Origin of the sequence: Methylophilus sp. DW102 (assembly GCF_037076555.1) — a bacterium.
In the GTDB taxonomy this organism is placed as follows: domain Bacteria; phylum Pseudomonadota; class Gammaproteobacteria; order Burkholderiales; family Methylophilaceae; genus Methylophilus; species Methylophilus glucosoxydans.
The window spans coordinates 1,854,642-1,879,805 of record NZ_AP029023.1 but is presented as its reverse complement, the minus strand read 5'-3'; the positions used below and the strand labels follow the sequence as shown (position 1 = coordinate 1,879,805).

Here is a 25,164-nt window from a genome sequence, read left to right as displayed (position 1 = left end):
AAGATAAAGTAACCAAAAGAAAGTGCACCCCAACTTCCGCTTGTTTCCTGCGTTGCTCGGTTTAGGACTTTCGTCCGTTGCTTTACCGGACTTAGGCATAAGCGCTCGCAGAACTCATCCTAGCGGCCTGCACAAAACGCAGGCCACCGCGGGATTCGGACAGCCGCTCGCTTCATCTTATTTTGCCTGCGCTACTCGGCGCGGCAGATGGGGACCCCGAACACCTGATGGGCGCAGCGATCAGTGAAATAAATAAAAGAGTTATTTTTTTGAACGGTCCAAACTTCTACGCTCGTAGTTTGGCGAGACAAATCCCATCCCATCACGCTGAGTAGCGGAAACAAAGTAAGGAAGAAGGGAGCGACTGTCTGAGCTCCGCGGCAGCTTGCGGGGTGGGCAAGCTGCTAGGGCGAGTTTCGTGACCGCTTACTTTGTTGATAACTAAGACTGCTAAGCAGTCTGTTACGGCGTAGGCTAACTCGCGTAGCGATGTTAAGCGTAGCGGCCGTAGCCAACAACGCAAGGCAGCCGAAGGCCGGGATGGCTGGGTGCCCTCTTTTTGGTTACTTTTTTGGGGCAAGCAAAAAAAGTAACTCGCCATTAAGGCGAAAAAACATACATTAAACTAGAGAAACTTAAGTTATATGTAAGCAGCTAGGCTGCATGCCAATTAGCATGCCATGATAAAATCTCACCCCTATGACTGCCGTCTCTCCCATCCAACTCATCAGCCAACTCGAAAAACAACTCCCCCAGTGCATGCTGGCTGATCGCTTTCCGCTCAAACGTCGTTTGCAGCAGCTACGCGATGCTTTAAAACAAAATAAACCCGTGGATAAAGCGCTGGTGGAACTTGCACACAAGGTACAGGCTTCCCAGCAGCGGTTGCAGGCGCGTCAGGCGGCATTGCCCCAGCCTGATTACCCGCCAGAGTTGCCAGTGAGTGGCAAAAAGGATGAGATTGCGGCGGCGATTGCCAAGCATCAGGTGGTGATCGTTTGTGGTGAAACCGGTTCGGGTAAGACCACACAATTACCTAAAATCTGCCTCGAGCTCGGTCGTGGGGTGAGTGGCTTGATTGGACATACGCAGCCACGCCGGATTGCGGCGCGCTCGGTGGCGTCGCGGATTGCGCAGGAGCTGCAAAGTCCGCTCGGTGAGGTGGTTGGTTACAAGGTGCGCTTTAATGACAAATTGTCCGAGCGCAGTTACGTCAAGTTGATGACGGACGGCATTTTGCTGGCGGAGACGCAGAGCGATAAATTCCTTAACGGCTATGACACCATCATTATCGACGAGGCGCACGAGCGCAGCCTGAATATTGATTTTCTGTTGGGCTATCTCAAACAGTTACTCCCCAAGCGGCCAGATTTGAAAATCATCGTCACCTCGGCGACGATTGATGCAGACCGCTTCTCGAACCACTTTGATGGCGCGCCAGTGATTGAAGTGTCTGGCCGGACTTATCCGGTGGAAATTCGTTACCGGCCCTTGGGCAACAAGACCACTATGGTGGCCGTGGAAGTGCCGATTGATGATGGGTTGGATGATATAGACCGTTTTGCGCAGGACCTGATGGGCATCAAGCGCAAGCCGCCGCGTACCGAGACGCGCTGGCTGGAAGAGGATGACGAAGAGGAAGTCATGGAAGATGCCATCCTCGATACCGCCGAGGATTTGTTGCGTCTGGGGGATGGCGATATTCTGGTGTTTTTGCCGGGTGAGCGTGAAATCCGTGATACCGCCGAGCATCTGCGTAAATACCAGGGCCGCTCGCCCAAGCTGAAGTCTATTGAGATTTTGCCGCTATTCGCGCGCTTGAGTATAGAAGACCAGCAAAAGATTTTCCGGCCCAGCGGCCAGCGCCGCATTGTGCTGGCGACCAACGTGGCGGAAACCTCGCTAACCGTGCCTGGCATCAAGTATGTGATTGATACCGGACTGGCCCGAGTCAACCGCTATAGCCCACGTGCCAAGGTTGAGCAATTGCAGATTGAAAAAATCTCGCAAGCGGCAGCCAAGCAGCGGGCAGGGCGCTGCGGCCGTGTGTCTAACGGCATTTGCGTGCGTTTGTACGGCGAGGATGATTTTAACCAGCGTCCGGCGTTTACCGATCCCGAGATTCTGCGTAGCTCACTGGCCAGCGTGATTTTGCGCATGGCGGATTTACGGCTGGGGGATGTCGGTGAATTCCCGTTTATTGAGGCGCCTTCTTCACGCCTGATCAGCGATGGCTATCAGTTGCTGCAAGAGCTGGGGGCGGTGACCGAGCGTCGTGAGATCACCGAGCTGGGTCGGCAGATGGCGCGCTTGCCGCTGGATCCGCGTGTGGCGCGCATGATTCTGACCGCAAAAAAAGAAGGCTGCGTTCGCGAGATTCTGATCATTGCCAGCGTACTCAGCATTCAGGATCCGCGGGAGCGGCCCATGGATAAACGCGAGGCCGCCGACAATGCGCATGCCAAATTCAAGGCGGATGACTCTGACTTTATGAGTTATCTCAAGTTGTGGGACTGGTATGAGCAGGCGCTCAAAAGCAAAAAGTCCAACCGTGATTTGCTCAATCAGTGCCACCAGAATTTTCTCTCGTTTTTACGGCTGAAGGAATGGCGTGAGTTGCATGCGCAGTTGCTGGAAATGGTGGATGAGCTTGATATCAAGCCTAATCAGCAAGAAGCGAATTATGTGCAAATCCATCGTGCGTTACTGTCCGGCTTGCTTGGCAATATCGGCTTTAAAGATGGCGATAGCGAGACCTATGCCGGCGCGCGCGGGATCCGCTTTACCGTTGCACCAGGTTCGGTGCTCAAGAAAAACCGCCCCAAGTGGGTGATGGCCGCCGAGTTAGTCGACACCACCAAGCTGTATGCCCGTTGCGTTGCAAAAATTGATCCGGACTGGATAGAACCAATTGCGCATGAAGGCGGCGGCCGTGGCATTACACAAAGCCATTACAGCGACCCGCGCTGGGACCGCAAAACCGCGCAAGTGGTGGCCTGGGAGCGCGTGAGCTTGTACGGGCTGACCATTGTGCCCAAACGCCGCGTACATTATGGGCCGATTGCGCCGACCGAAGCGCGTGAAATTTTTATCCGTGAAGCCCTGGCCAATATGGAATTTGACACGCGGGCCCCGTTTTTTGAAGCCAACCGCCGCCTGATCGCCGAAGTGGAGGCTTTGGAGCATAAAGCCAGACGTCAGGACGTGCTGGTCGACGAACACCAGTTGTTTGTGTTTTATGACCAGGTGGTGCCGCCGATTGCAGACTCTTACCGTGTCTATAATGGCGCTGCGTTTGAAAAGTGGCGGCAGGACGCTGAAAAAGCCAATCCCAAGGTGTTGTACCTGACGCGCGAATCGCTGATGCGCCATGGCGCCAGTGCCATTACCGAGATACAGTTTCCCGAGACCATGGTGGTAGACGGCGAAGTCGTGCCACTTAAATACCGCTTTGAACCCGGGCATGTGCTGGATGGGGTGACGGCGACGATACCGCTGGCCTTGCTCAATCAGCTTGATGCCACCGTCACTGAATGGCTGGTGCCGGGCATGGTACGTGACAAGGTGACGGCACTGATTAAAGCCTTGCCCAAAACCCTGCGCCGCGTCTGTGTCCCGGTGCCGGAGTTCGTGACCGGCTTCCTCGAATCCAAGCAGACTGCGCAGCCATTATTGCCCGCTCTGGCTGAGTTTATACAGCAAAAAACCGGGCTTAAGCTCAAGCCGGAAGAGTTTGACCTGGCGGGCCTGGAACCGCATCACCGCATGAACTTTAGCGTGATTGACGAAAAAGGCCGTGAGTTAGGCATGGGCCGCGACTGGAACCAGCTCAAAAAACAACTGGGTTCGGCCGCCCAACTGACGTTTAGAACCGGCTCGCCCGGCATTGAAAAATCCGGACTCAAGCAGTGGGATTTTGGCGACTTGCCAGCCACCCTTACCTTTAGCAAAGATGGCCGCCAACTGACCGGCTATCCGGGCCTGGAAGACAATGGTGACAGCGTGGCCATCAAACTGTTTGATACGCCAGAAGCTGCCTTGGCCGCTCACCGTAAAGGCGTCTGCCGCCTGATGCGTTTTGAGCTCAAGGAGCAGGTCAAACAACTGGAAAAAGGCCTGCCAGGCTTTAACCAGTATGCCTTGCTGTTGCGCGCCATCATGAATCCTGACCAGTTGCGTGAAGACATGCTGCAATGTATTGCTGACCGCGCCTTTATTGCCGAGGACGACTTGCCGCGCAGCAATGCCGAGTTTATGCAACTGAAAACACGGGCGCGGACCCGCTTGCCAGCGGTGACCGAGGCGCTGACCCGGCAGGCGCAACTGATTGCCAATGAGTATCAGGTGCTGGTTGCCCAGTTACAGAAAATGACGCCGGTGACGCAGAAAATAAAACGCGAGTGCGAGCAACAATTACAGGGTTTGTTGTATCCCGGTTTTTTTAGCCAGACCCCGTGGGAGCAATTGCCGCACTTGCCGCGTTATCTCAAGGCGATCAAGCTGCGCATAGACAAATATCCGACCAGCATAGAGCGTGATGGCCGCCATGCGCAGGCGCTGGTACAACTGGAGCAGCGCTGGCAGCAAAAAATTGAGCAATTGCGCAAGGCGCATCTGCCTGTAACCATCCAGTTACAAGACTTTGCGTGGCAATTACAGGAGTTGCGTGTATCATTATTTGCGCAGGAATTAAGGACGCCTTATCCTGTCTCAATCAAACGTCTTGAAAAACTCTGGCAAGAAATGCAATAGTATCGCGTGACCACTGCTAACCTGTGACCAACCCTGTTCATGCAGCCTTCTCCCTTTGAACCATTTAGTACGCCTAACTGGCTAAAGCCCAAGCAACGCGAGCGCGTGTTGCGTATCCCGGCACGCCTGATGTGGGCGATTTTGGTGTCGCTGCTGATACACGCCATCCTGTTCTGGGGTTTTTTACTCGATTTGCTCAAGCCGCTTGAGGAGCCCGCGCAAGCGCCACTGAATATTGTGCTCGACTTGGGTGTGCCGGCGCCGACCAAACCCAAAGTGGTCTCGCCGCCGCCTGAGATTCCGCCCACCCCACAACCGCGGCCTGAACCCAAACCGAAGCCACCGCCCAAATCTGAGCTCAAGCTGCCTAAAAAGATTATTCAGTCACAGCGGCCGGATAGCGCCTTTAAATTGCCCGAGCCCAAGCCGCAACCCAGACCAGAGCCTACGCCAAACTTGCCGCCACCGCCGGTGGAAGACTTTTCAAGTTTTATCAAGCGCAAGCAGACCGACCGTTATGCGGATGAAATCTCAGCCAAACAGGCCAATGATGCTGCTGCAGCGGCCGAGCGTGGTCCTTCCGAGGATGAGCGCCGTACCAAAAACATCATGAACAATCTCAAGTTCGGCACCAACGGCTTGTTCCAGATCCGCCGCATGGATCCCTTGAATGCAACCTTCAGCTTCAAGGGCTGGGTCAATGATTACACCTCGGCCAATACGCAGTACTACGAGGTGGAAGCGCGCAGTGGTGAAGATATCCGCCTGGTGATGGTCAGACGAATGATCAGTATCATCCGTGAGCACTATAACGGTGATTTTGACTGGATATCCAACCGCCTGGGCCGTACTGTCACGCTGTCAGCGCGGCCTGCAGACAGCGCGGGGCTCGAAGACTTTTTGATGAAAGAGTTCTTTGGGCCCAATTATAAAAATCAGGATATTTACGGCCGCTAGCGCCCGGAGCAGCAGATGGCAGACGGCTTTGTTACCTCCACAACGTCGCATCGGCCAGACTGGCAATATCAGCTAGTACTGTGGTCGGGCATGGCCCTCACCACCTGGGTGGGTGTCTGGCATTTTGCCAGCCTGGGTGTCACGCTGGTCACCTTGCTATATATGCTATGGGTGTTGTGGGCGGCTTATTTCCTGCACTTTGCCACCGCCATGCTGACGGCGATTGCCGCTGTCCTGCTGATCAATTACTGTTTTATTGAACCGCTGTACACCTTGCGCGTGGCTAGCCTGCAATCGTGGGTGATGCTCATGGTGTTTGCCGTGCTGGCATTGACGGTGAGCCGAGCCATGCAACAGCTCAAGCGGCAAAGGCAACAGGCACAATTGGCCGCACAACAATCCCGTTTTTTTCAATCACTGGCCGAGGTGTTATCCAGCCACTTGAACGTTGCAGCGTTGTTGCAGGCCGCTTGCCAGCATGTGCAACAGGGATTTGGCTGGCAGGTTTGTGTTGTGCAATTGGCGCCCGACATGCAATTGCAGCGCCTGGCTGGTGAGTCCACGCTGCTTGTTCAGCCTTCCAGTGTGCAATGGGCACTCGATTACCAGCGTGCCATCGGCGCAGGCACTCAGGATTGGCCAGCGCTGGGTCAATGTTTATTACCGTTTGGTTTCCCGCAGCACGAAGTGCTGGTGGTGGCTGTGCCTGTCGGTCACGCGCCTGACCTGCATTTTTTACAACGGCTGGTACAGCAATGTGCTGACGCCACGCTCAAGCTCAGGCAGCAGATTGCCCTGGCAGACGCCGCCCGCGAGACCACTGAGGCCCAGTTCAAAAAATCGCTACTGACCGCCTTGTCGCATGATATGCGTACGCCACTGACGGCGATTTTAGGCGCGGCCAATGTGCTGGCCGACCAGCAGATTACGCTGGCGCCGGCACAGTCCTCACAGTTATTGCAAAGCATCCAGGCAGAAGCCGGTTATTTAAGCCAGGCCACTGAAAATATCCTGACTCTGGTCAAGCTGGAAGCGGGCGAGCGCGCCTTGCATCGCGAATGGCAATCGTTGCAAGAGGTGATCCAACATGTGATGCACCGCTACTTGCAGCGCACGCCCCCGGTATCACTGGCCTTTGCCGCTGTTGCAGAGGGCGAAGAATGGCTGGTGCATATGGATGCGGTGCTGGTGGCGCATGCGCTCTCTAATCTGGTGGATAACGCCTTGCAATGGCGCAGCACTGAGACGCCCGTGGCATTGCAGCTGGCAAGGGAAGGGGATTGGCTGGTACTTTCTGTGATCAACGAAGGCCCCGGCTTTGCACCAGATTTCGAGATTGCCTCGTTTCACTCGCGCCGTCCTGCGGGCAGTGGTAGCCGTGGCTTTGGCCTGGGCCTGAGTATCGTCAATACCATCATGCAGCTGCATCAGGGGCAATTGCAACTGACGCAGCAGTCAGATGAGTCCCCATTAAATGCAGCGCCGTTAGATAAAACGGCAGTTGCCAGGCGCACCTGTGTGCGTATGTTGTTTCCATTTGTGCCCGCCACCAGCTTGAGTGCAGGGGATGCCGGATGAGCCAACCAGTCGATCACTCTACGCACCCACATCTGTTGCTGGTCGAAGATGATCCTGGTGTTTACCAGTTTCTGCTGCCCGCGCTGTCTGCGCATGGCTATCACGTGCAGCATGCACGTGACCTGGCTCAGGCCAGACAGGCCAGCGGCTTTGCCATGGTGATACTCGACCTTGGCTTGCCAGACGGGCAGGGCGAACAACTGATTCCGCATTTGCGCAGTTATTCCGACGTGCCGATACTGGTGCTGTCCGCACGGCAGGATGAGGCAGACAAAGTGCAATGTCTTAATCTGGGCGCAGATGACTATCTGATGAAGCCGTTTGGCTTGCAGGAATTGCTGGCCAGATTACAGGCGGCCCTGAGGCGTTCTGCCATGATGCAAATGCGCGACCATGTGTATCAGCACGCCGGGGTCAGCGTTAACCGTGCCACCGGAATTGTGACCAAGGCTGGTGCGCCCTTGCACCTGACGCCCATCGAGCACGCCTTGCTCATGCAACTGGCCAGTAAACCTGGCAGCATTTTTACCCATGCTCAATTGCTGCAAGCGGTGTGGGGGCCAGAATATCTCAACGATACGCAATACCTGCGTATTCACATCGGCCGTTTACGCGCCAAGCTCGAAGATCAGCCCGCTGAGCCTAAAGTCGTCTTAACTGAGCTGGGGATCGGCTACCGGCTGGCTTAATCATTGTCGCCATGACCATAGGCGTTGTAAACATTGCATCATGTATATGCGATTGATATACGCCTGATTGCACACTTGCGCCATCAATCAACCATAAGGGGATGTGATGGAAACGTTTTCCACCAAAAAAAGCAGTCTGGCCGCCTTGGCCTTAGGGGCGATCGGTGTCGTCTATGGCGATATCGGAACCAGTCCGCTCTATACCGTACAGGTCATTTTTAGCGAGAGCACCGGTGTGCCGCTCAACCAGCCCAATATCCTTGGCGCGATTTCGTCTATTTTCTGGTTACTCATGTTTGTGGTGACGTTTAAATACGTCCTGCTCGTGCTGCGGGCTCATAACAAAGGCGAGGGCGGCGTCATGGCCTTGCTGTCGCTGGCGGTCTCCAGCTTGCGTCCACAAGACAAGCGTAGCACTGTGCTGTTATTACTCGGCGTCCTCGGGGCGGCGCTGTTTTATGGCGACAGTGTCCTGACGCCGGCCATTTCGGTGCTGTCTGCCGTAGAAGGCCTGCAAGTGGCGTCGCCCACCCTGGCTGCGCAGGTGCTGCCGATCTCAATCGGCATCCTGATCGGCTTGTTCTGGGTTCAGCGCCATGGCACGCATGCCGTCGGGCGTTTTTTTGGCCCGGTGGTCATTAGCTGGTTTCTGGCGCTGGCCTGTATCGGTGTCTGGCAAATTAGCCAGGCGCCAGAAGTATTGCAGGCCATTCATCCGCAGTATGCCTGGCAGTTTCTGCAATCACGCGGGGCTGGTGTGTTTATCGCCATTGGCGCCATCTTGCTGGCCGTGACCGGGGCCGAGGCCTTGTATGCAGACATGGGTCACTTTGGCCGTCCGGCCATTCAGTTGGCCTGGCTGGGCTTGGTATTTCCGTGCCTGATTTTAAATTATCTGGGCCAGGGCGCCTTGCTGCTGCATCATCCTGAAGCCGTCAACAATCCGTTTTACCTGTCGTTTCCCGAGCCCTTGCTGATTCCCGCCGTGATTTTGGCCACTCTGGCCACCATTATTGCCTCGCAAGCAGTGATTTCTGGCGCTTTCTCCATGACACGTCAGGCGATTCAATTAGGGTTTTTGCCTCGTATGCGCATTATTCACACTTCAGCCAGCGAGTCCGGCCAAATCTACATGCCCTCCGTCAACTGGGCGCTGCTGATCGCCGTCATCATTGTCTGTCTGGCTTTCCAAAGCTCATCGGCACTGGCCTCGGCCTATGGCATTGCCGTGACGGGCACCATGCTGATTACCACCATCCTGATGTTTATCGTTATGTGCAAGCGCTGGCAGTTTCCGCTGTGGCTGGCAGGCTTGTTGACGGCCGTATTGGCGAGCGTAGATGGTATCTTGCTCAGTTCTGCCTCCATGAAGTTTATGCAAGGTGGCTGGTTTCCGGTTGCGCTCAGTGTGGTGTTGATCCTGTTCATGACCACCTGGAAAAAAGGCCGTTTTAGCCTGCTCAACGGCATTGCGCAGTCTGACCCCAAATTGCTGCCTTTTATCGAGTCACTGGCACACTGTGCGCTGCCCCGCGTCCAGCGTACTGCTGTTTACATGGTCTCCAATCTTGAGACTGTGCCACAAGCGCTGTTACACAACCTCAAGCATAACCAGGTGCTGCATCAGCATAACCTGTTTGTAAATGTCACGTTTGAGGAGGTGCCGTTTATGAGCGCAGAAGAGCGTGTGAGGGTGACGCGGCTGGCAGAAGGCTTCTGGCAAATCCAGTTACGGTATGGCTTTATGCAACATCCTGATATCCCGCAAGCCTTGCGCTCGGTGGCGCTGGATGGCAAGACGCTGGATCCGTTCACCAATTCTTATTTCTTGAGCCGCGAGATTATTGTGCCGGATGTAGGCGGTGCCATGCCACGCTGGCGTGACCAGTTATTTTCGGTGATGTCGCGCAATGCCAGCAGTGCGGTCGAGTTTTTCAATATCCCGGCCAATAGCGTCATTGAGCTGGGTAGCCGCGTGCAATTGTAGGGTGATCCCCCTTGATTGCCAGCCAGAACAGGGCATCAAGGGGAAGCCAGCCGTTTATGCCTAAAAAGGATGCCCAGTCGCTCCGGGCATCCGTTTCATGACGGGTAGTGGCTCTGATATGCGCCGCTACGCCCGTCTTTTTTGAGTGTTTTGTAGCGTGAACTGGTTTTGTTGTCCGGCAGTATTGCCACTGTGATTCAATTTGTAGTGACTGACTTTCTCGTTTAATTGCTCGGCCTGGTCTACCAGTGACATGGCCGCAGCGGCCGCTTCTTCGACCAGAGCGGCATTCTGTTGTGTGACTTCGTCCAGTTGCGTCACTGCCGTATTCACCTGTTCGATGCCTATGCTTTGCTCACGCGAAGCAGAAGTGATTTCAGTGATTAAGTCCGAAATTTGACGTATCGCGCCTATCATCTCGTCCATCGTACTGCCTGCCTGATTGACATACTGAGAGCCGCTCGAGACTTTTTCAGAAGAATCTACAATCAGTTGTTTAATCTCTTTAGCCGCACTGGCTGAGCGTTGGGCCAGGTTACGCACCTCACTGGCGACGACGGCAAAGCCACGGCCTTGCTCCCCCGCACGGGCGGCTTCCACGGCTGCATTCAAGGCCAGAATATTAGTCTGAAAAGCAATGCCATCAATCACTGAAATAATTTCCTCAATCCGTGACGAGCTCTCGGTAATTTCGGACATGGTAATGACCACCTTGCCAAATACCTCGCCACCGCGTGCAGCAATTTCGCTGGCTTGCGCGCTCATGCTGTTAGCCTGTTTGGCATTTTCAGCATTCTGTTTTACCGTAGAGGCAATCTGTTCCATACTGGCCGCGGTTTCTTCCAGCGAGCTGGCTTGCTCTTCGGTACGTTGAGACAAATCATTATTGCCCACAGAAATCTCGCTGGCGGCGGTCTTGATGGTTTCTCCGGCAATTTTGATGGCAGCGAGAATCTCAGCCATGGTGTCGACAATACTGTTGACCCCCAGGCACAATTCCCTGATCTCCCCTTGTTTGTCATCTGTCTTGATGCGCTTGGTCAAGTCACCCGCTTTAGCTAATGCCACCACTTCTCCGGTTTCATCAACCGCCTGTTTCATGGCTTGTGCTTCTAGCATTTTGTCGGTGATGTCAGTCGCGTATTTCACCACCTTCAAGGGTTTGCCTTCCATATCCAATATCGGGTTATAACTCGCTTGTAGCCAGACCTGCTTGCCCCCTTTGCCTACACGCAGATATTGGCCGTTATCGGCTTCACCACGTGCCAGTTTTTGCCAGAACTGCTTATATTCCTGACTATTTTTATAAGCTGACTCCACAAACATACTGTGGTGATTGCCGATGATTTCCTGCGGGCGGTAGCCAGTGACGGCTGCAAAGTTGTCATTGACATGGGTGATCGTGCCTTTTAAATCAAATTCAATCACCCCCATCACTTTGCTAATGGCCGCAATTTGTCCGGCGTAGCTGGCTTGCAGCCAGATTTGTTTGCCGTCTTTGCCTTTGCGCAAATATAGGCCTTGATCTGGCTCGCCGCGCACAAGCTTTTGCCAGAGTGCCTGATATTCCGGGCTTGCCTGATACGCGGCATCCACCAGCAGCCGATGGTGCTGGCCGAACAGCTCCTGCCTGCTATAACCCGTCACCGCCGCAAAATTGTCGTTGACCGCAAGGAAGTTTCCCTCCAGGTCAAACTCAATCACGCCCATGACTTTATCAATCGCGCGCAGTTGTCCTTCTTGATCCAGCTGCCGGAGCAGTGTTTCCTGAGAAGGTTGTTTGCTAAGCTTTTTAAAAATATTCCAGTCCATTTTTCACCCTCATTGATATAAATTTATCTTGTAATTATTATCGCGATACCAATAGGATTGGAGACTAATCAGGTGTAAAGGCGTGCTGGGATAAGAGACGGGTTAGTGTCTGTGTTCAATAGATCAAACAGATATTCTGCCGCTTCTTCTCCGTTTAAAGGTAAAATGCAGGGATATTCTTTGTAGTCGTTTCATGACTCGCTACCAAGTCTGTGTTTAGCCTGTTCGGGCTATTTGGATGAAAAAAACTTTTAATCTATAATGATTAACGAAGTAAATGTTTAATTAAATCAAGGATATGACTATGTTTTGGAAACTGGCTTGTGCAGGGGTCATGTTTGCAGCTTTAAATGCAAATGCAGCTACGATTACAATCACAAATGGCTACGATGAGCCAGGAGCAGCTTCGGGTAAAACTGAAATCATTGACTTTGCTCCACAGAATACCGCTTTTAATCTGCTGGGCTCACTCGACCTAGACGGTGCCCTGCAGAAAAATGGTAACCAGGACTTTGTCTTTGGTCTTTACAAAAACAATACGCTGATTAAAGGTCTGGCAGATTTTACTGCTGCCAGCGGTGATGTCTATAGCTTCAATTTTAGCAACCTGGCCTCAGGTACTTACAGCCTGAGATTCAACATCAATGGTGGTGGTAACTACAGCTTCAATGCGAACTTGACGCCATTTTCCTCAGTTGTCACCCCAGTGCCAGAGCCAGAGAGCATGGCCTTGATGCTCGTAGGATTGGGCGCGATTGTCGCCCGCCGTTTTAAAAAGGCTTAATCAGCCGCATATAAAAAAGCCCCAGTGATGGGGCTTTTTTATTGGCTCAGGTTTTGTGGCTCCCCGCTGCACGCTTTTCATGCATGAGTTGATACACCTGCTCGATTTCCTTTTGCTCCGCCACATCCAGCACACCATCATGATTGGCATCCATATGCTCAAACATCTTTTTCTGATGCGTCGGGTCGCCTTGCAAATACTCTTGTAACGAAATCACACCATCGGTGTTTTCATCCAGATAGCTCAAACTGTAATTAGGCGGCAGCTTGTTGCAATCCGGTGTTGTCGCATGTTCGTCTGCATGCGTGTTTTGATACAGTGATGGAATCAAAAAAACAATAAAAGTGAAGACAGGAATTTTCATAGTTAGCCACCCCAGTAAAGTTGCTAATATGATTAACGCGATAGCTAACTGGTTCCTTTAAGGCTATTATTTTTGCAAGATTTAATGGGTTTCTAAGGCAACAAAAAACCCGCCGCAGCGGGTTTTGTAGTTTAGCCTTTTAAAGACAAGCAACGCTGTTCAGTCAAGCCGGGCAGGGCTTAGTGGTCATCCCCATGTCCGGCAATTTTATCCATCCAGGCAAATAACACGCCGGTGATGATAAAAGTCAGGTGGATGCCGACCAGCCAGGCCATTTGCTCGGTGCTAAACGTAGCTGTGCCCGAGCTTTGGTGTACAAAGGCCTTGAGTAGGTCGATGGCAGAAATCGCTACAATCGAGCCAATCAGTTTGAGTTTCAGGCCGGAGTAATCGACTTTACCCATCCATTCAGGGCGGTCTTCACTGTCCGCCGTATCAATGCGTGAGACAAAATTCTCATACCCGCTAAAAATCACCATAATCAGCAAGTTACCCACCAAGGTGATATCCACCAGCGCCAATAGCGAGAGCACAGTTTCTTGCTCGGTGAGCGAGCCCAGATGCCCGGCAATATGCATAAACTCCTGGCCAAACTTCACCAGTAAAATGACCAGCCCGCCAACCAGGCCGAGGTACATCGGCGCCATCAGCCAGCGGCTCTTAAAAATCAAACTCTCTAAAATTTTTTCCAAAAACTTCGCCATGAAAACTCCAAATAGAAACTACTAATTTTTCTCAATGAATGATTTTGCAGGATGAAGCGCAAGGCGCACGGAACACAGAAACCGGAGTGTACTTGTAGTACATGAGGATTTCGCGTACCGCGCAACACAGCGATTCGCCTGTTAAATCACTTCATTCCTAAAACTGTGTCAGCATGTCGCGCACAGCGTTTTCATCAATCCCCTTGCCAATAATCACCACACGGCTAATTGGCTCATCTTCATCCCAGCCCTCAAGCAAGGTGGGCGGATAGGGCGTAAAGTGCACGGCGTGAATCGCTAGCGGTGCAGGCGCATCTTCTACATGCAAAATGCCTTTCATGCGCAGCAGCTTTTCACCATGCGTCTGGCACAGCTTTAAAATCACACTTTTAAAATCCGCATAAGCCATCGGCTTGGGTAAATACACGGTAAACGTGCTCACCCCATCATGCGCAGGCGCTTTGGGTAAAGTGCCTTTTTTCGCCGCACTAAAGCCACTGGCAGGCGCCCGCAACCAGCGCTGCGGGTTGGCCTGCTTGCTGGCAAAGTCAAACAAGCCTACATCAATAATCTGCATCGGGTCTATCTCACCATGCAACACAAACTGCTGGGTCGCATTCGGGTTGATCTCGCTCAGCTTGGCCTGCAAGGCTTCAATCTGTTCCTGCGTGGCCGTGTCACGCTTGGTAATCAGTAATACATCCGCCACCGCCGCTTGTTTAAGCGCCTCTTTCTGCTCGGCAATCTGCTGCAAACCATACGCCGCATCAATCGTTACCACCACTGCGTCTAAGCGGTACACCGATTCAATCACCGGCTCATTCATCAGGTTAGCCAAAATCGGGCCAGGGTCAGCCATGCCCGTGGTTTCAATCACCAGGCGGTTAAACTCCGGCACCGCCTGCAAACTCCGCTTAAAAAACAAATCGCGCATGGTGTCAGCCAGCTCGTTTTTGAGTGAACAGCACAAACAGCCAGAACTCAATAACACCGTGTTATCGGCAATATGCTCGCTCTCAATGGTTTGCGAAATCTGGCTATTGGCAAAAATCTGGTCCAAACCTGCTTCGCCGAGTTCATTAATGATCACGGCGGTGTCTTTCATGGCCGGGTTATGTAACAGCTTGTTGAGCAGGGTGGTTTTGCCGCTGCCTAAAAAGCCAGTGAGCAGGGTGACGGGGATGCGTTTATCCATATGATTTCTAATAAAACAAGTGTGGCTGTATTTTAACGCGGATGATTGTTGGGGTTGCTAAGTGTTTCGACTTATATGGAGTTTTAGCAGTCAATCACAAGAGTGGGAAGTAACTTAACCCCAACTGAACAGACTTTTTGGAGATTCATAGCTCAATTAATACTTAATAGGTTTTAGAACGGAATATCGTCATCGAAATCATCAAATGCGCTTGGTTTCTTGAGGATTTTAAGTTCTTTTCGTTCAAGTTTGACCCAGTTGTCTTTCCACTCTGATTTTGTGTATGAAATTAAATTGCCATTTTCATCAAATAGGTCTTTATAAACCCATAAGATTTGAGTTTCCTTAGCATTTTGATTAGGGTAAGTTCGTGACCATTCAAAAAAATCTGGATCGGTAATTAGATCTTCGTCAGTGACTCTCTCAAATGATCTTGCTGCATCTAACCATTCATCTAATTCGTTAATATTCGTGAAATATATACGATACTTATTTCTAGTAGCTGTTCTAATAGAATCAAATATTGGATGGTTGCTAAAAAGTATCTCTTGAATAGCTTTATCACCTTTTGATTTTTCTTCAGTAAGAAATTTGACTAATTGATCAACTGTTTGTAAGTTGCGTTGTAACTCTTGAATGAGGCTTGTTTGACTTTTGTTTGCGTCTTCGGCAAGAAGCCTTTGGAATAAGCCAGCCAATTGTTCACGTAAAATTGTTGTTAAATCTAAGCCTGTTTCAAATGAAAAAATGGGGTTTCCCTTTGGTAAGGCATATATCTCTTCAAGAAAACTATATACTTTTTGATCATTTACAGCAGAATATTTGACGCCTGTAACTTCTTTGTTGAGTTGGTAATATTTGAATTCAGATAAAACACCTGTTTCAACAAAAATATAAACTTGCTTACCGAGTTCAATAGCTTTTTTTAGTTCAGTTTGGCTAATAGAGTAAATTGAATCTGCTGATGAAGTTCCATATTTACCCCCAATAATTGAAACGACAACGTCACAAAATTCGATCTCTTTGTATGCGTAAGCCTCTGGCTTTTCTTCTCGACCATAGGAAATGTGGCCTCGTTCGTGGCGGACTGGCTCATAACCTAAGCTACTGATAAATCTGTCGATATCCTCACGAATAGCTTTTAAATCATAGTAGGTAGAGCTAACAAAAACTCGCGGTCTTGCCATATTGTCCTCATACAAAAATTTCCCCTAGTCATGCTACGTGGGGTGGCGCTGAAAGTACAATTAATTACGGATATTAATATAAATTTCATATTAATTCGGGTCAGAGTAAAATTAAAACCTTCATCAGTTATCGCTCAAGCCAGTTCTCAACTTTGAGGCCGCGAATGCGGCTAAATTCTCGTAGGTTATCCGTTATCAGTCTTAGGTTCAAAGTATAGGCTTGTGCAGCAATCAGTAAATCGTTCATGCCGATGGTTTGACCCGCTACTTCTAATTCTGCGCGGATGCGTCCATACTCGGTATCCACTGGGTTCTCTAATGGGAGCACCATGATGGTGGCGAGTAGATTTTCTACTTTTTCTGTAAGTTTGACTGATCCTTTTTTTGCGCAGCCATAACGCAGCTCGGCGGCGACGATAATGCTGGTAAAGATGTCTTTAGCTTCAACTTGCTCAATATGGCGTGCGGCGGCCCCTGATGGATTGCGTATCAAGTCACTGATGATATTGGTGTCTAGCAAGTAGCCACTCAAAATATGTCCTCCGGCTTGGCGGGCATATCTTCAATATCCGGGAATTGATCTTCTGGCGCGAGTGGTGGCTCCTGACGCCATTGCGCCAGGAGTTCGGCGAGGTTGGCGGGACGTGCTACTGGTTCAATAATCAGCTTGTTGCCTTCACGATGAATTAATACACGATCACCTGGTAGCTCAAACTCAACCGGGATGCGAACAGCTTGGCTGCGGTTGTTGCGAAACAGCTTGGCTTCTCGGTGAGGTGCTTTGGATGGACTTGACATGATAGGTGCTCCTTTTTGCATATACAATTAGTATATGCCATATTTTGCGAACGTCAATCACTAAGAGAGCCATGGCTTTTTGAGCGTAAAACTCTTGCATTTGGTTTGCGGTGCAGGACTGACAAATCAGTGGGCTGCTCAATCCCGAGTTCAGGGGGGGCTTGCAACGGTTAGCATGCGTTAGAAATCTCTCTAAATAGTGGATAAATTGTTGGATTTACGTTGTCACACGATCATGCAAACAAAACCATTGCGGCTTAATCCTAAAAAGCTGTTACATTCTAAGTGGACAGCGGTAAAGCCCGTGAATAAAGAAAAACACTTTATGGTGACCAAGCTCATCGTAAGCGATGAGAAGATGGGTGACGAGGAGACGCAAGTGATTGAAACCGTTGAGTTAGAAGCGGTCATGACTGGGCGCGTGCAGGTGATTGACTGGCATGCGTTGCAAGACCGCGCAGTGTGGAAACAGGGGTGGGTGGCGTGAAAAATATTGCGGTGATTGGTGCGGGGATGGCGGGCTTGTCTTGCAGCCAGGCGTTGCAACAGGCCGGTTATCTGGTGACGGTGTTTGAAAAGAGCCGTGGGCCTTCGGGGCGCGTGTCTACGCGATTGGGCGAGGGCTGGCAGTGTGACCATGGCGCACAGTATTTTACGGTAAGCCAGCAGCCGTTTGTGACACAGGTGCAAAAGTGGTTGCAGGCGGGCGTGGTAGCTGAGTGGCAAGGGCGCTTTCATGAGGCGAATGAGGTGAGTTTACGCGCCAAACAGTCTGAAAAGCAGCGTTATGTTGGTGTGCCACGCAATACGCGACCGGCGCGGCAGATGGCGCAGTCTTTAACCGTGGAGCTGGAGCAGACGGTGCAGCAGATTACCTTTGCCGAGGGTAAATGGCGCGTGCACAGCAAAGAGCACGGCGCGTATCCGCAGGTGTTTGACAAGGTTGTGCTGGCGATTCCGGCACCGCAGGCACAGGCGCTGCTAGGCTTTAATCTGGAGATGCAGGCGCTGGCGGCCAGTGTAAAAATGCGCGGTTGCTGGGCCTTGATGGGGCGCTATGCGCATACGCTGGATTTGCCGTTTGATGGCTTGTTCGTGAATGCGGGACCGCTGAGTTGGGTGGCAAGAGACAGTAGCAAGCCGGGGCGTTTGCCTGAGGGCAGTGCGGTCAAAGAGGTCTGGGTATTGCATGCCAGCGCTGAATGGTCCGAGGCCAATATTGAGCTTGCACCAGAGGAGGTTGCGGTGGCGTTGCTGGCGGCATTCCAGGCCTTGGGCGGTGAAGCGCCCATGGAACACAGTGTGCACCGCTGGCGCTATGCGGATTGTGCCAATTATCTGCACCAGGGCTTTGCCTGGGATGCCGCCCAGCAACTGGGTATGTGTGGCGACTGGCTCAATGGCGGCAAGGTAGAAGGCGCATGGATGAGCGGCTACCAGCTCGCGCAGGCGATGATAAAAACCTGCGAGCCTTGTTATTGATTAAGGATTACTTGTATTCGTTGTCTTGGGGAGTTTTGGCATCACCCATTTGCGGAACATGAGCGGCGTGATCAGTGTTGTTACCACGCCCATCAACACCAGCACTGAGAACAAGTCCTGCCCGATAAAGCCGCGTTCGTAGGCGATGCTGGCGATGACCAGTTCCATCACGCCGCGGCCATTGAGGATAAAGCCGATGCCCAGTGCATCGCTTTTGCTCAGGCCGATGAGACGGCCCCCCAGCCAGCCGGCCAGGATTTTAGTCACAATCGACACCACCAGCACCACAGCGACAAACCAGACTGAATCTATGACCTGGATTTTGAATTCCAGCCCGAGATAGGCAAAAAATACCGGGGCCAGAAAGCCACCCGTGATGGAGCTCAAGGTGAGCTCTAGCTCTTTGTAGCGTTCGGGTGAAAAGAAGGTGCGGTCTATGAGCAGGGCACCAAAGAAGGCGCCGATGATAAAGTGAAACCCGAGCGCGGCACTGACTGAACCAAATACGAGTACCAATAGGAGCAGCAAGCCGAACAGGGCCTCGTTGCCGATGATGGTGACCAGCTTTTCTGACAGTTGGTCGATAAGAATGCCTCTTTGAATGACCTGCTTGATCAGCACACTAATGCTGACAATCAGCGTCATGAGCAAAATCAGCTTCCAGCTCGCGTTAAACGTGGCAGCGGCCACGGCCTGATAGGATTTTTGCTCGGGCAGGTTGAGAATCACCCCTAACACCAGCAGCGCGGCGATATCGTTAAAGATCGCCGTGGCGACTGAATAGCGTGCGATGGTGGAGTCCAGCAGTTTGAAGCTTTGCAGAATGCTAACAGTGACCGGTAGCGCTGTAATCGAGACACACAGGCCCAGAAACACCGTACGGCTGACATCCAGACCAAAGCCGACCCCGACCAGAATGCCGCCCGTGAGTGGCAATAAAAAGCCCAGCAGCGCAATGACAGCGCCTTTGCCGCGCATGGAGTCTATGACCTCCTTGAAGTTCATCTCCAGCCCGGCCGACAGCACGATTAAGAACACGGCAAACTCAGAGATGCCAGACAGCGCTGGGCTGGGCGTGATCAGGTTGAGCAGGCTGGGGCCAAGCAACACCCCGGCCAACATTTCGCCAATAATGGCGGGTTGGCTAAAGCGACTGAAGACTTGCCCGAGCAGGCGGGCGGTGACGATCAGAATCAGTAGTGATGTCAGTAATGGCATTGGTTTCTCTTATGGTTGGGCAGCGCGCCATAAGGCAAGATCAATGGGGTCGTTGCGCGAGGACTTCTTTTGGTTTGAACCATCAAGATTAAAGTCACGGACGGTGCAGGCTTAGCATAGCGCGCGTGCAGAATAGAGTGTAACGGATTTAGGTGCGGATGGCATGTATCAGGGCGCGCATTGGCGTTCAGGGTTGCATCTGTGTCAATGACGTCGCAAAAAAACCAACGGCGCTTTGTTGCGCAGGCTTAGTGCGTAAAGACCTGGACCATTTCTTTGCGATTTTTGCGTGCGCGCTTATCGGCATACATGCGTTTGTCAGCGATGCGCATCAGCGATTCGGTGTCTGTGGCTTCGTGGGCAAACACGATGCCTACGCTGGTGCCCGCGCCAACGATGCCTTCTTTTTGCAGGTGCAAATGCGTGTATTCCAACTGGTGCTGGCACCATTCCACATCATCCTCATGGCAGACGATGGCAAATTCATCACCCCCCAGGCGGTATAGCTTGCCATGCGTATCCAGCTTGTTCGTCAGGATGCGGCTAAAACTCTTGAGCAGTTGATCCCCGGCCTCGTGGCCATATTGGTCGTTGACATGCTTGAGATTGTCGATATCAAGGAACATCAGGCAACCATGCTCGGGGAAATGCAGCATCTGATTCTCTAACGCATGCCGGTTGGGCACGCCAGTCAGGCGGTCTGTCATGGCCAGCGAGCGCGTGGATTCGAGCTCGGCTAGCATGTGTTCTTTTTCTTTGTGCAGACGGTTGATCTGGTATGCCACCAGCAGTGAAAGCGCGACGGCTTCCACGGTCACTGCGATGAGGCCGAGTTGCTCTACGGTCCAGGCGTTTGAGCTGAGGCGATCTGCGGTAATCGTCAAACCACCTAGCACGCCAAAAATGGAAATGGCCAGCAGGTATAACTGCGCCACGCGCTGACCTTGCAAGCTCAAACGGATGCCACACACCAGGCCAAAGACCAGAAAAATGGCCACGCCTAGCCTGTCCATTTCCAGCATCCAGTTGGGGTAGATCATGGCGAACACCATGAGCCCCAGTAGCGTCAGCCTGGCCGCAATCGAAACCTGATAAAGCCGGCTATGGCGAAACGGGCTGATGCCGAGTAAATGACAGACAAAGCTGATATAAGCGAGATTGGAAAACAGGATAGGCAGGCTGGTCAGGTAGAACCAGTGCCAGTCAAACAATTGCTTGAACAGGCCGAGCACCGCGCTTTGAAAAATCAGGTTGCCCAGAATAAACAAGGCATACATGCGCTCGGTGACGTGGCCGGGCATGATGCCGATGGCCATGTAGTAACTGAAAATCCCCAGCAAAATGCCGAGCAGCAACAGGCTCACGGCAGTGCTGACATTGGTTTGTTGCTGGTGGCTGGCGAGGTCAGTCACAAACACTTCTGGTTGCGCCAGATAATAAGGGGATTGCAGCCAGGTAATGAGCCGGTAGGTCCCCGGCTGCAGTGCTACGAGGCGGCCATGCCTGAGCAGAAGCTGGTCGGTATGCTCGCTACTGAGTCCGCCTGACAGCACATGCATGGTGTGGTGACCATCAGAAATTTCGTGCTGGAACTGGGCCAGGGTAGAGGTGTTTTTAAAGTCAATCACATACTGACCGGCCTGCGTGATCTTGAGCACGCCCTGACACACAAAGCGGCCGCCTTGCAGCGGAATATTACCTACGATTTCGCCCTCGCTGCTCATGCAGGTTGTGCCCGACAATTGCGCGTCAGCCTGGGCTTGCGTGGGCAGCCAGGTCAAGAGCAGCATCAGGGCACAGAGGAGAAAGCGTTGCAAGACTGTTATCCATCAAGAGTAAATCTAACAAGCCAGTTTACCTGAAAAGTTCCTGTCTCTCTTGTGGGGAAATGGATTAAGAAACGCAAAGAATTACTAACGAAGGTGTGGTTGCGGGTGATGAGTTATAGGCCAAACAGCGCCCTTGTCTGGGACGCTGTTTGAGTGAAAGGGGGTGGTGTACTAACTCATGTTTCAGGGTTGGCTTGGCATTGCTTTGATCTGGCTGGCGATCTGGTCAGATAATTTGTCCAAGTCTTGCCCCAGTGCGCGTACCAGCGCCGGGTAACCGTTTTCTGTGAGCGGGGTTGTAAATTGAAACGGCTGGATTTTGAGCGGACGTTGATCGGCGGACAGCCATTGCCATTGGCCGCTCATGATCGCTTCGCCACGCATATGTCCTTGAAACTGATCTATGCGCAATTGCAAGCGGCTGGCTTGCAGTTTGGTGCCGGGCAAGGCATCGGTGACCAGCGTGTCTGGCAGGCGTTGGGCGAGCCGGCTGCGCAGGCCTTGCCGTAGTTCTTCAGACAGCGAAGCGCTCCATAAATGGTCACGCGTGGGCTGAATGGTAATGTCATCGAGCTGGATCAGAATACGGTCGCTGTCCAGCGCATCGGCCAGCACCAGATTGCCCAGAATAAGGATGCGCGTAGGGGGTGTGGTGGTATTTGGCAGACTGACTTCTGGCAGGCTGTAGCGCTGGGTATTGACTGGCGGGCGGTTGCCCAGACAAGCGGTCAGCGACAGGCTGCAGAGCAGACAAATTGTCGTACGCAAGAAAGAAAAAGGCATATGCATGAAAACTGTCCTTATGGAGTTGCCGGTGCCAGTGGCAGCGGGTCGTTACCGGGTTTGCGGTCAAACAGGATGGCATTGGGCTGCTCATTCAGCGTACGCACCAGCGGCTGGACTTCGCGCAAGACCTTTTCCAGCCGTTGCAGGGTGCTGCTCAGCTCCTGGTAAGCCGGTGACTCGGGCGACAGGCCTTTGATGGTGGTGCGCAGTTCTTGCATGGTCTGGTTCAGGTTGGCCGGCATTTGCTGGAACTCTGGTTGTGCCACAAACTGGTTCACTTGCTGGCTCAGCGCACGAATCTCCCGCAAGGTTTGCTCGGATTGTTGCAGGTTTTTATCGAGGCCGCTTAATACTGGCTCCACATTGAGCTTATTCAGTTTATCCAGCAGATCAGACAGTTTCTGTTCGATCTGTGCCAAGCTGGTCGCGCTAGTCGGCAACACAGGCAAGCCTTCAAAGGTTTGCGCTTTGTAGTTGACTTTGCGTGCATGCTTGTCCATGTTCAAGTCGACAAACAACGAGCCTGTCAGCAGGTTGCCAGATTTGAGCGTGGCATGCAGGCCGTTTTTGAGCATGATGCCGAGGCGCGATTTCCACTCGTTGAGGTCTGCCTTGCCACTGTCTGCCAGACGGCCAGGTTCGAGATGAATCAGCACCGGAATCGCATAGTTGAAGTCCTGTTTGCGCGCGGGCGAGTTGAATTTCCACGGTACTTGCATCACCGTGCCTACGCGCAAGCCGCGGAACTCGACCGGCGCGCCACTGGAGAGTCCGCGCACCGTATCATCCACCAGAAGCACATATTCCAGATATTGGTCGTAGGTTTGCTGGCGGGCAGCTTCTTCATTGGCATACAGCTCAAAGGTGGTTTCGGACGCCACCGGTTTACCCATGGGCCGGTTGTCGGCATGGCCAAAGCTAACCCCGCCTGCAATCAGCGACTCCACGGTGGGGATGCTGGCCTTGAAGCCTTCGGAATCCAGCTTGAGGTCTATGCCAACGGTGGTCCAGAAGCGCGTGTTTTCAGTGATCAACACGTCGTAGGGCTGCTCGATAAACAACTCATGCTGCATTTTGCGTTGCTTGGGATCAAAGGTGGCGCTTGCCACCCGGCCCACGCGCAGGCCCTGATAGGTGACCGGGTCACCAATGCGCAAGGCGTTGCCGACGGTACCGATCAAATTAATATGTACGCCGCCGGCGCCATTCAATGAAATGGGGGGCTGGTCGAGCACGGTAAATTCGTCTGTTTCTTCATGACCCTTGCCCGGTTGCAACTGGATGTAGGCGCCTGAGATCACGGTATTGAGGCCGCTGATGCCCTCAAGGCCGATCCGGGGCTTGACCACCCATAATTGCGTATCTTTGACCAGCAGCGGTTGCGCATCTGGTGCGATGCGGGCGATGACCTGGATGTGCCCAAGGTCTTCGGACAGTTTGACTTGCTCGACCAGACCGATATCGACGCTATGTACCTTGATTTTGGTTTTGCCGGCTTCTATGCCTTCGGCGTTGGACATTGAGAGCGTGATTTGCTTGCCAGCACGCGTATAGTTGTCATAAATGAGCCAGCAGCCTATCAGCAACGCGACAATGGGCACGATCCAGATCGGTGAAACCCTGGCCTGCTTGCCTACCCGGGCCAATAAATTGTCATCAGACGTATCAGTCATGTTGTTTTCCTTGAGTATCCCATAACAGGCGCGGATCAAACGCCATTGCGGCCAGCATGGTGGTAATCACCACGGCGCAAAAGGCCAGCGCGGCGGGGCCGGGCAATACCGACATCAGGTTGCCGGACTGGATCAGTGCCACCATGATGGCGACCACAAACACATCCACCATGGACCAGCGGCCGACAAACTCGGTTAGATGATAGAGCCGGGTTTTTTGCAGGGCATTAAGTGGCCCCGGGTGTTTGACCAGCCACGATAACAGGATTAACACCAGCATTTTGAGGATGGGCACCAGTACACTGGCGACAAAAATTACGACCGCAATCGGTTGCGAGCCATGCTGCCAGAGCTCCATCATGCCGCCGATAATGGTGGCTGCATGGCTTTGCCCCAGCGCGGTGGTAATCATCATCGGGTAGGCATTGGCCGGGATATATAAAATGATGGCGGTGAGCAACAGCGCCCAGGTGAACTGCAGGCTGTGCGGCTTGCGCGCATGCAAGAGCGTGCCGCAACGGATGCAGCTGGCATGATGGCCTTCGTTATCAGGATGACTAGCCAGGTGGTTGATCAGCCCACAAGTCGGGCAGCCGGTGACATGCTGCTCGGCGGCGGTGATGCCGCAACGGATGTCTTCCGGGGTTTCCGGTTCGCCTGCCAGCCGGTACCACAGCCAGTCTATATCCACCGAGCGTGTCGTCATCAGCAAGAGTAGCGCAAACACGCAATACGCCCAGAACGAGGCGCCCAGATGCACATCCGCCATGCCGGTCAGCTTGACCAGGCTGATCAGCGCGGCGACGATAAAAACATCCGCCATCATCCATGGGTGCAGTTGTGAAAACAGGCGCGCAATCACATCACTGTAGGCTTTGGGTACCGTGCGTAATACATTGGCCTGCATGGCAATCACCCCGGTCAGGTACAAGCCAGGCAGCACAATTGCCGTGCACGCTACAATAAAAGCCACAATGGGTTGATGCGATTGCAACAAGGTGGAGGCGGTTTGTGACAGTGCGATCTGGTTATCCAGCCCGCCGGCATCGACACGGATAAACGGGAACGCCACCGCAATCAACAGCGTGATGAGCGCGCTTGCCGCCAGCGCAATGCTGCGTTGCACCGGATGCAGGTAGCGGCGTGCCAGCACATGACCACAGCGCGGGCAACTGGCGTGCTGACCCGGCCGCAGTACCGGAATGGCACTGACCATGTCACAGGCTGGGCAGGCACGCAAGCGTCGCCATTTTGTCGGTTGCTGGGTCGTCATACAGGGGGTTGCAGGCAGCGGATTGTCAGTTTTTCAACAGGCTGGATACATGCATAGTAATGGGATTGGATTTGATCAGGCAAGAAAAATTCCGTG

20 protein-coding genes are annotated in these 25,164 nt (G+C 52.8%); 8 read left to right on the top strand and 12 right to left on the bottom strand.

Translation table 11 applies throughout. The features are described from left to right. The first annotated feature begins 759 nt into the window (after positions 1 to 759). From hrpA to AACH41_RS08660, 5 genes are all read left to right on the top strand, one after another. Positions 760 to 4,752 (top strand): ATP-dependent RNA helicase HrpA, encoded by a 3,993-nt coding sequence (hrpA, locus tag AACH41_RS08680; protein ID WP_338657591.1) that lies wholly within the window; start codon positions 760 to 762, stop codon positions 4,750 to 4,752. Positions 4,753 to 4,791: 39 nt separating this feature from the next. Next, positions 4,792 to 5,709 carry a hypothetical protein gene (locus AACH41_RS08675; RefSeq protein WP_194747944.1) on the top strand — a complete coding sequence of 306 codons (918 nt, stop codon included), beginning with the start codon at positions 4,792 to 4,794 and terminating at the stop codon, positions 5,707 to 5,709. Between the two features lie 15 nt (positions 5,710 to 5,724). Beyond that, complete coding sequence (locus AACH41_RS08670) at positions 5,725 to 7,287, top strand: DUF4118 domain-containing protein (RefSeq protein WP_338654495.1); 1,563 nt, start codon at positions 5,725 to 5,727, stop codon at positions 7,285 to 7,287. Continuing rightward, a complete protein-coding gene (locus AACH41_RS08665) occupies positions 7,284 to 7,976 on the top strand; it encodes a response regulator transcription factor (protein WP_338654494.1) in 693 nt (230 codons plus the stop codon). Before AACH41_RS08670 ends, AACH41_RS08665 begins: the two co-directional genes overlap by 4 nt. Positions 7,977 to 8,082: 106 nt before the next feature. Continuing rightward, positions 8,083 to 9,963, top strand: coding sequence for a potassium transporter Kup (locus AACH41_RS08660; protein ID WP_338654492.1), 1,881 nt, complete (start codon positions 8,083 to 8,085; stop codon positions 9,961 to 9,963). Positions 9,964 to 10,089: 126 nt separating this feature from the next. Here AACH41_RS08660 and AACH41_RS08655 read toward each other — a convergent pair whose 3' ends face one another. Further along, positions 10,090 to 11,775, bottom strand: coding sequence for a methyl-accepting chemotaxis protein (locus AACH41_RS08655; RefSeq protein ID WP_338654490.1), 1,686 nt, complete (start codon positions 11,773 to 11,775; stop codon positions 10,090 to 10,092). Between the two features lie 304 nt (positions 11,776 to 12,079). On the opposite strand from AACH41_RS08655, the gene AACH41_RS08650 reads away from it, so the two are divergent. Beyond that, on the top strand, positions 12,080 to 12,559 hold the full coding sequence (locus AACH41_RS08650) for a PEP-CTERM sorting domain-containing protein (protein WP_338654487.1): 480 nt from the start codon (positions 12,080 to 12,082) through the stop codon (positions 12,557 to 12,559). 46 nt (positions 12,560 to 12,605) lie between these two features. On the opposite strand, the gene AACH41_RS08645 is transcribed toward AACH41_RS08650, so the two are convergent. The 6 genes from AACH41_RS08645 to AACH41_RS08620 form a co-directional block, all read right to left on the bottom strand. Next, positions 12,606 to 12,923, bottom strand: coding sequence for a hypothetical protein (locus tag AACH41_RS08645; protein ID WP_194747935.1), 318 nt, complete (start codon positions 12,921 to 12,923; stop codon positions 12,606 to 12,608). Positions 12,924 to 13,102: 179 nt separating this feature from the next. Then, complete coding sequence (locus AACH41_RS08640) at positions 13,103 to 13,627, bottom strand: TIGR00645 family protein (RefSeq protein ID WP_194747933.1); 525 nt, start codon at positions 13,625 to 13,627, stop codon at positions 13,103 to 13,105. 157 nt (positions 13,628 to 13,784) lie between these two features. Then, on the bottom strand, positions 13,785 to 14,822 hold the full coding sequence (locus AACH41_RS08635; RefSeq protein ID WP_338654485.1) for a GTP-binding protein: 1,038 nt from the start codon (positions 14,820 to 14,822) through the stop codon (positions 13,785 to 13,787). Between the two features lie 173 nt (positions 14,823 to 14,995). Next, entirely contained in the window at positions 14,996 to 16,009 is a 1,014-nt protein-coding gene (locus AACH41_RS08630) for a DUF4062 domain-containing protein (RefSeq protein ID WP_338654482.1), read from the bottom strand. 127 nt (positions 16,010 to 16,136) lie between these two features. Further along, the gene (locus AACH41_RS08625) at positions 16,137 to 16,541 is read right to left on the bottom strand and encodes a type II toxin-antitoxin system VapC family toxin (protein WP_338654480.1); all 405 of its coding nucleotides are present in this window, start codon (positions 16,539 to 16,541) and stop codon (positions 16,137 to 16,139) included. Then, on the bottom strand, positions 16,538 to 16,807 hold the full coding sequence (locus tag AACH41_RS08620) for an antitoxin (protein WP_338654478.1): 270 nt from the start codon (positions 16,805 to 16,807) through the stop codon (positions 16,538 to 16,540). The genes AACH41_RS08625 and AACH41_RS08620 overlap by 4 nt, the downstream gene beginning before the upstream one ends. Before the next feature lie 304 nt (positions 16,808 to 17,111). On the opposite strand from AACH41_RS08620, the gene AACH41_RS08615 reads away from it, so the two are divergent. Together AACH41_RS08615 and AACH41_RS08610 are read left to right on the top strand one after the other, a co-directional pair. Beyond that, complete coding sequence (locus AACH41_RS08615; protein WP_313988036.1) at positions 17,112 to 17,294, top strand: TIGR02450 family Trp-rich protein; 183 nt, start codon at positions 17,112 to 17,114, stop codon at positions 17,292 to 17,294. After that, positions 17,291 to 18,289, top strand: a complete 999-nt coding sequence (locus tag AACH41_RS08610) for an FAD-dependent oxidoreductase (protein WP_338654475.1) — start codon at positions 17,291 to 17,293, stop codon at positions 18,287 to 18,289. The genes AACH41_RS08615 and AACH41_RS08610 overlap by 4 nt, the downstream gene beginning before the upstream one ends. Here the strand turns inward: AACH41_RS08610 and AACH41_RS08605 are convergent, their stop codons facing one another. The 5 genes from AACH41_RS08605 to AACH41_RS08585 all read right to left on the bottom strand — a co-directional run bounded on the left by AACH41_RS08605 (position 18,290) and on the right by AACH41_RS08585 (position 25,068). Then, positions 18,290 to 19,507 (bottom strand): cation:proton antiporter, encoded by a 1,218-nt coding sequence (locus AACH41_RS08605; protein WP_194747922.1) that lies wholly within the window; start codon positions 19,505 to 19,507, stop codon positions 18,290 to 18,292. A 248-nt stretch (positions 19,508 to 19,755) separates the two neighbouring features. Beyond that, a complete protein-coding gene (locus AACH41_RS08600; protein WP_338654472.1) occupies positions 19,756 to 21,324 on the bottom strand; it encodes a diguanylate cyclase in 1,569 nt (522 codons plus the stop codon). 195 nt (positions 21,325 to 21,519) lie between these two features. After that, positions 21,520 to 22,125: an ABC-type transport auxiliary lipoprotein family protein gene (locus AACH41_RS08595; protein ID WP_338654470.1), complete on the bottom strand. Its 606-nt coding sequence runs from the start codon at positions 22,123 to 22,125 to the stop codon at positions 21,520 to 21,522. Positions 22,126 to 22,136: 11 nt separating this feature from the next. After that, positions 22,137 to 23,795 (bottom strand): intermembrane transport protein PqiB, encoded by a 1,659-nt coding sequence (gene pqiB, locus AACH41_RS08590; protein WP_338654469.1) that lies wholly within the window; start codon positions 23,793 to 23,795, stop codon positions 22,137 to 22,139. Further along, on the bottom strand, positions 23,788 to 25,068 hold the full coding sequence (locus AACH41_RS08585; RefSeq protein ID WP_313988019.1) for a PqiA/YebS family transporter subunit: 1,281 nt from the start codon (positions 25,066 to 25,068) through the stop codon (positions 23,788 to 23,790). The genes pqiB and AACH41_RS08585 overlap by 8 nt, the downstream gene beginning before the upstream one ends. Between the last annotated feature and the right edge of the window lie 96 nt (positions 25,069 to 25,164).

What these genes read in the sequence shown, in the direction of transcription:
- hrpA (WP_338657591.1), top strand. Translation starts at nt 760, where the DNA reads ATGCTGGCTGATCGCTTTCCGCTCAAACGTCGTTTGCAGCAGCTACGC.
- AACH41_RS08675 (WP_194747944.1), top strand. Translation starts at nt 4,792, where the DNA reads ATGCAGCCTTCTCCCTTTGAACCATTTAGTACGCCTAACTGGCTAAAG.
- AACH41_RS08670 (WP_338654495.1), top strand. Translation starts at nt 5,725, where the DNA reads ATGGCAGACGGCTTTGTTACCTCCACAACGTCGCATCGGCCAGACTGG.
- AACH41_RS08665 (WP_338654494.1), top strand. Translation starts at nt 7,284, where the DNA reads ATGAGCCAACCAGTCGATCACTCTACGCACCCACATCTGTTGCTGGTC.
- AACH41_RS08660 (WP_338654492.1), top strand. Translation starts at nt 8,083, where the DNA reads ATGGAAACGTTTTCCACCAAAAAAAGCAGTCTGGCCGCCTTGGCCTTA.
- AACH41_RS08655 (WP_338654490.1), bottom strand. Translation starts at nt 11,775, where the DNA reads ATGGACTGGAATATTTTTAAAAAGCTTAGCAAACAACCTTCTCAGGAA.
- AACH41_RS08650 (WP_338654487.1), top strand. Translation starts at nt 12,080, where the DNA reads ATGTTTTGGAAACTGGCTTGTGCAGGGGTCATGTTTGCAGCTTTAAAT.
- AACH41_RS08645 (WP_194747935.1), bottom strand. Translation starts at nt 12,923, where the DNA reads ATGAAAATTCCTGTCTTCACTTTTATTGTTTTTTTGATTCCATCACTG.
- AACH41_RS08640 (WP_194747933.1), bottom strand. Translation starts at nt 13,627, where the DNA reads ATGGCGAAGTTTTTGGAAAAAATTTTAGAGAGTTTGATTTTTAAGAGC.
- AACH41_RS08635 (WP_338654485.1), bottom strand. Translation starts at nt 14,822, where the DNA reads ATGGATAAACGCATCCCCGTCACCCTGCTCACTGGCTTTTTAGGCAGC.
- AACH41_RS08630 (WP_338654482.1), bottom strand. Translation starts at nt 16,009, where the DNA reads ATGGCAAGACCGCGAGTTTTTGTTAGCTCTACCTACTATGATTTAAAA.
- AACH41_RS08620 (WP_338654478.1), bottom strand. Translation starts at nt 16,807, where the DNA reads ATGTCAAGTCCATCCAAAGCACCTCACCGAGAAGCCAAGCTGTTTCGC.
- AACH41_RS08605 (WP_194747922.1), bottom strand. Translation starts at nt 19,507, where the DNA reads ATGCCATTACTGACATCACTACTGATTCTGATCGTCACCGCCCGCCTG.
- AACH41_RS08595 (WP_338654470.1), bottom strand. Translation starts at nt 22,125, where the DNA reads ATGCATATGCCTTTTTCTTTCTTGCGTACGACAATTTGTCTGCTCTGC.
- pqiB (WP_338654469.1), bottom strand. Translation starts at nt 23,795, where the DNA reads ATGACTGATACGTCTGATGACAATTTATTGGCCCGGGTAGGCAAGCAG.
- AACH41_RS08585 (WP_313988019.1), bottom strand. Translation starts at nt 25,068, where the DNA reads ATGACGACCCAGCAACCGACAAAATGGCGACGCTTGCGTGCCTGCCCA.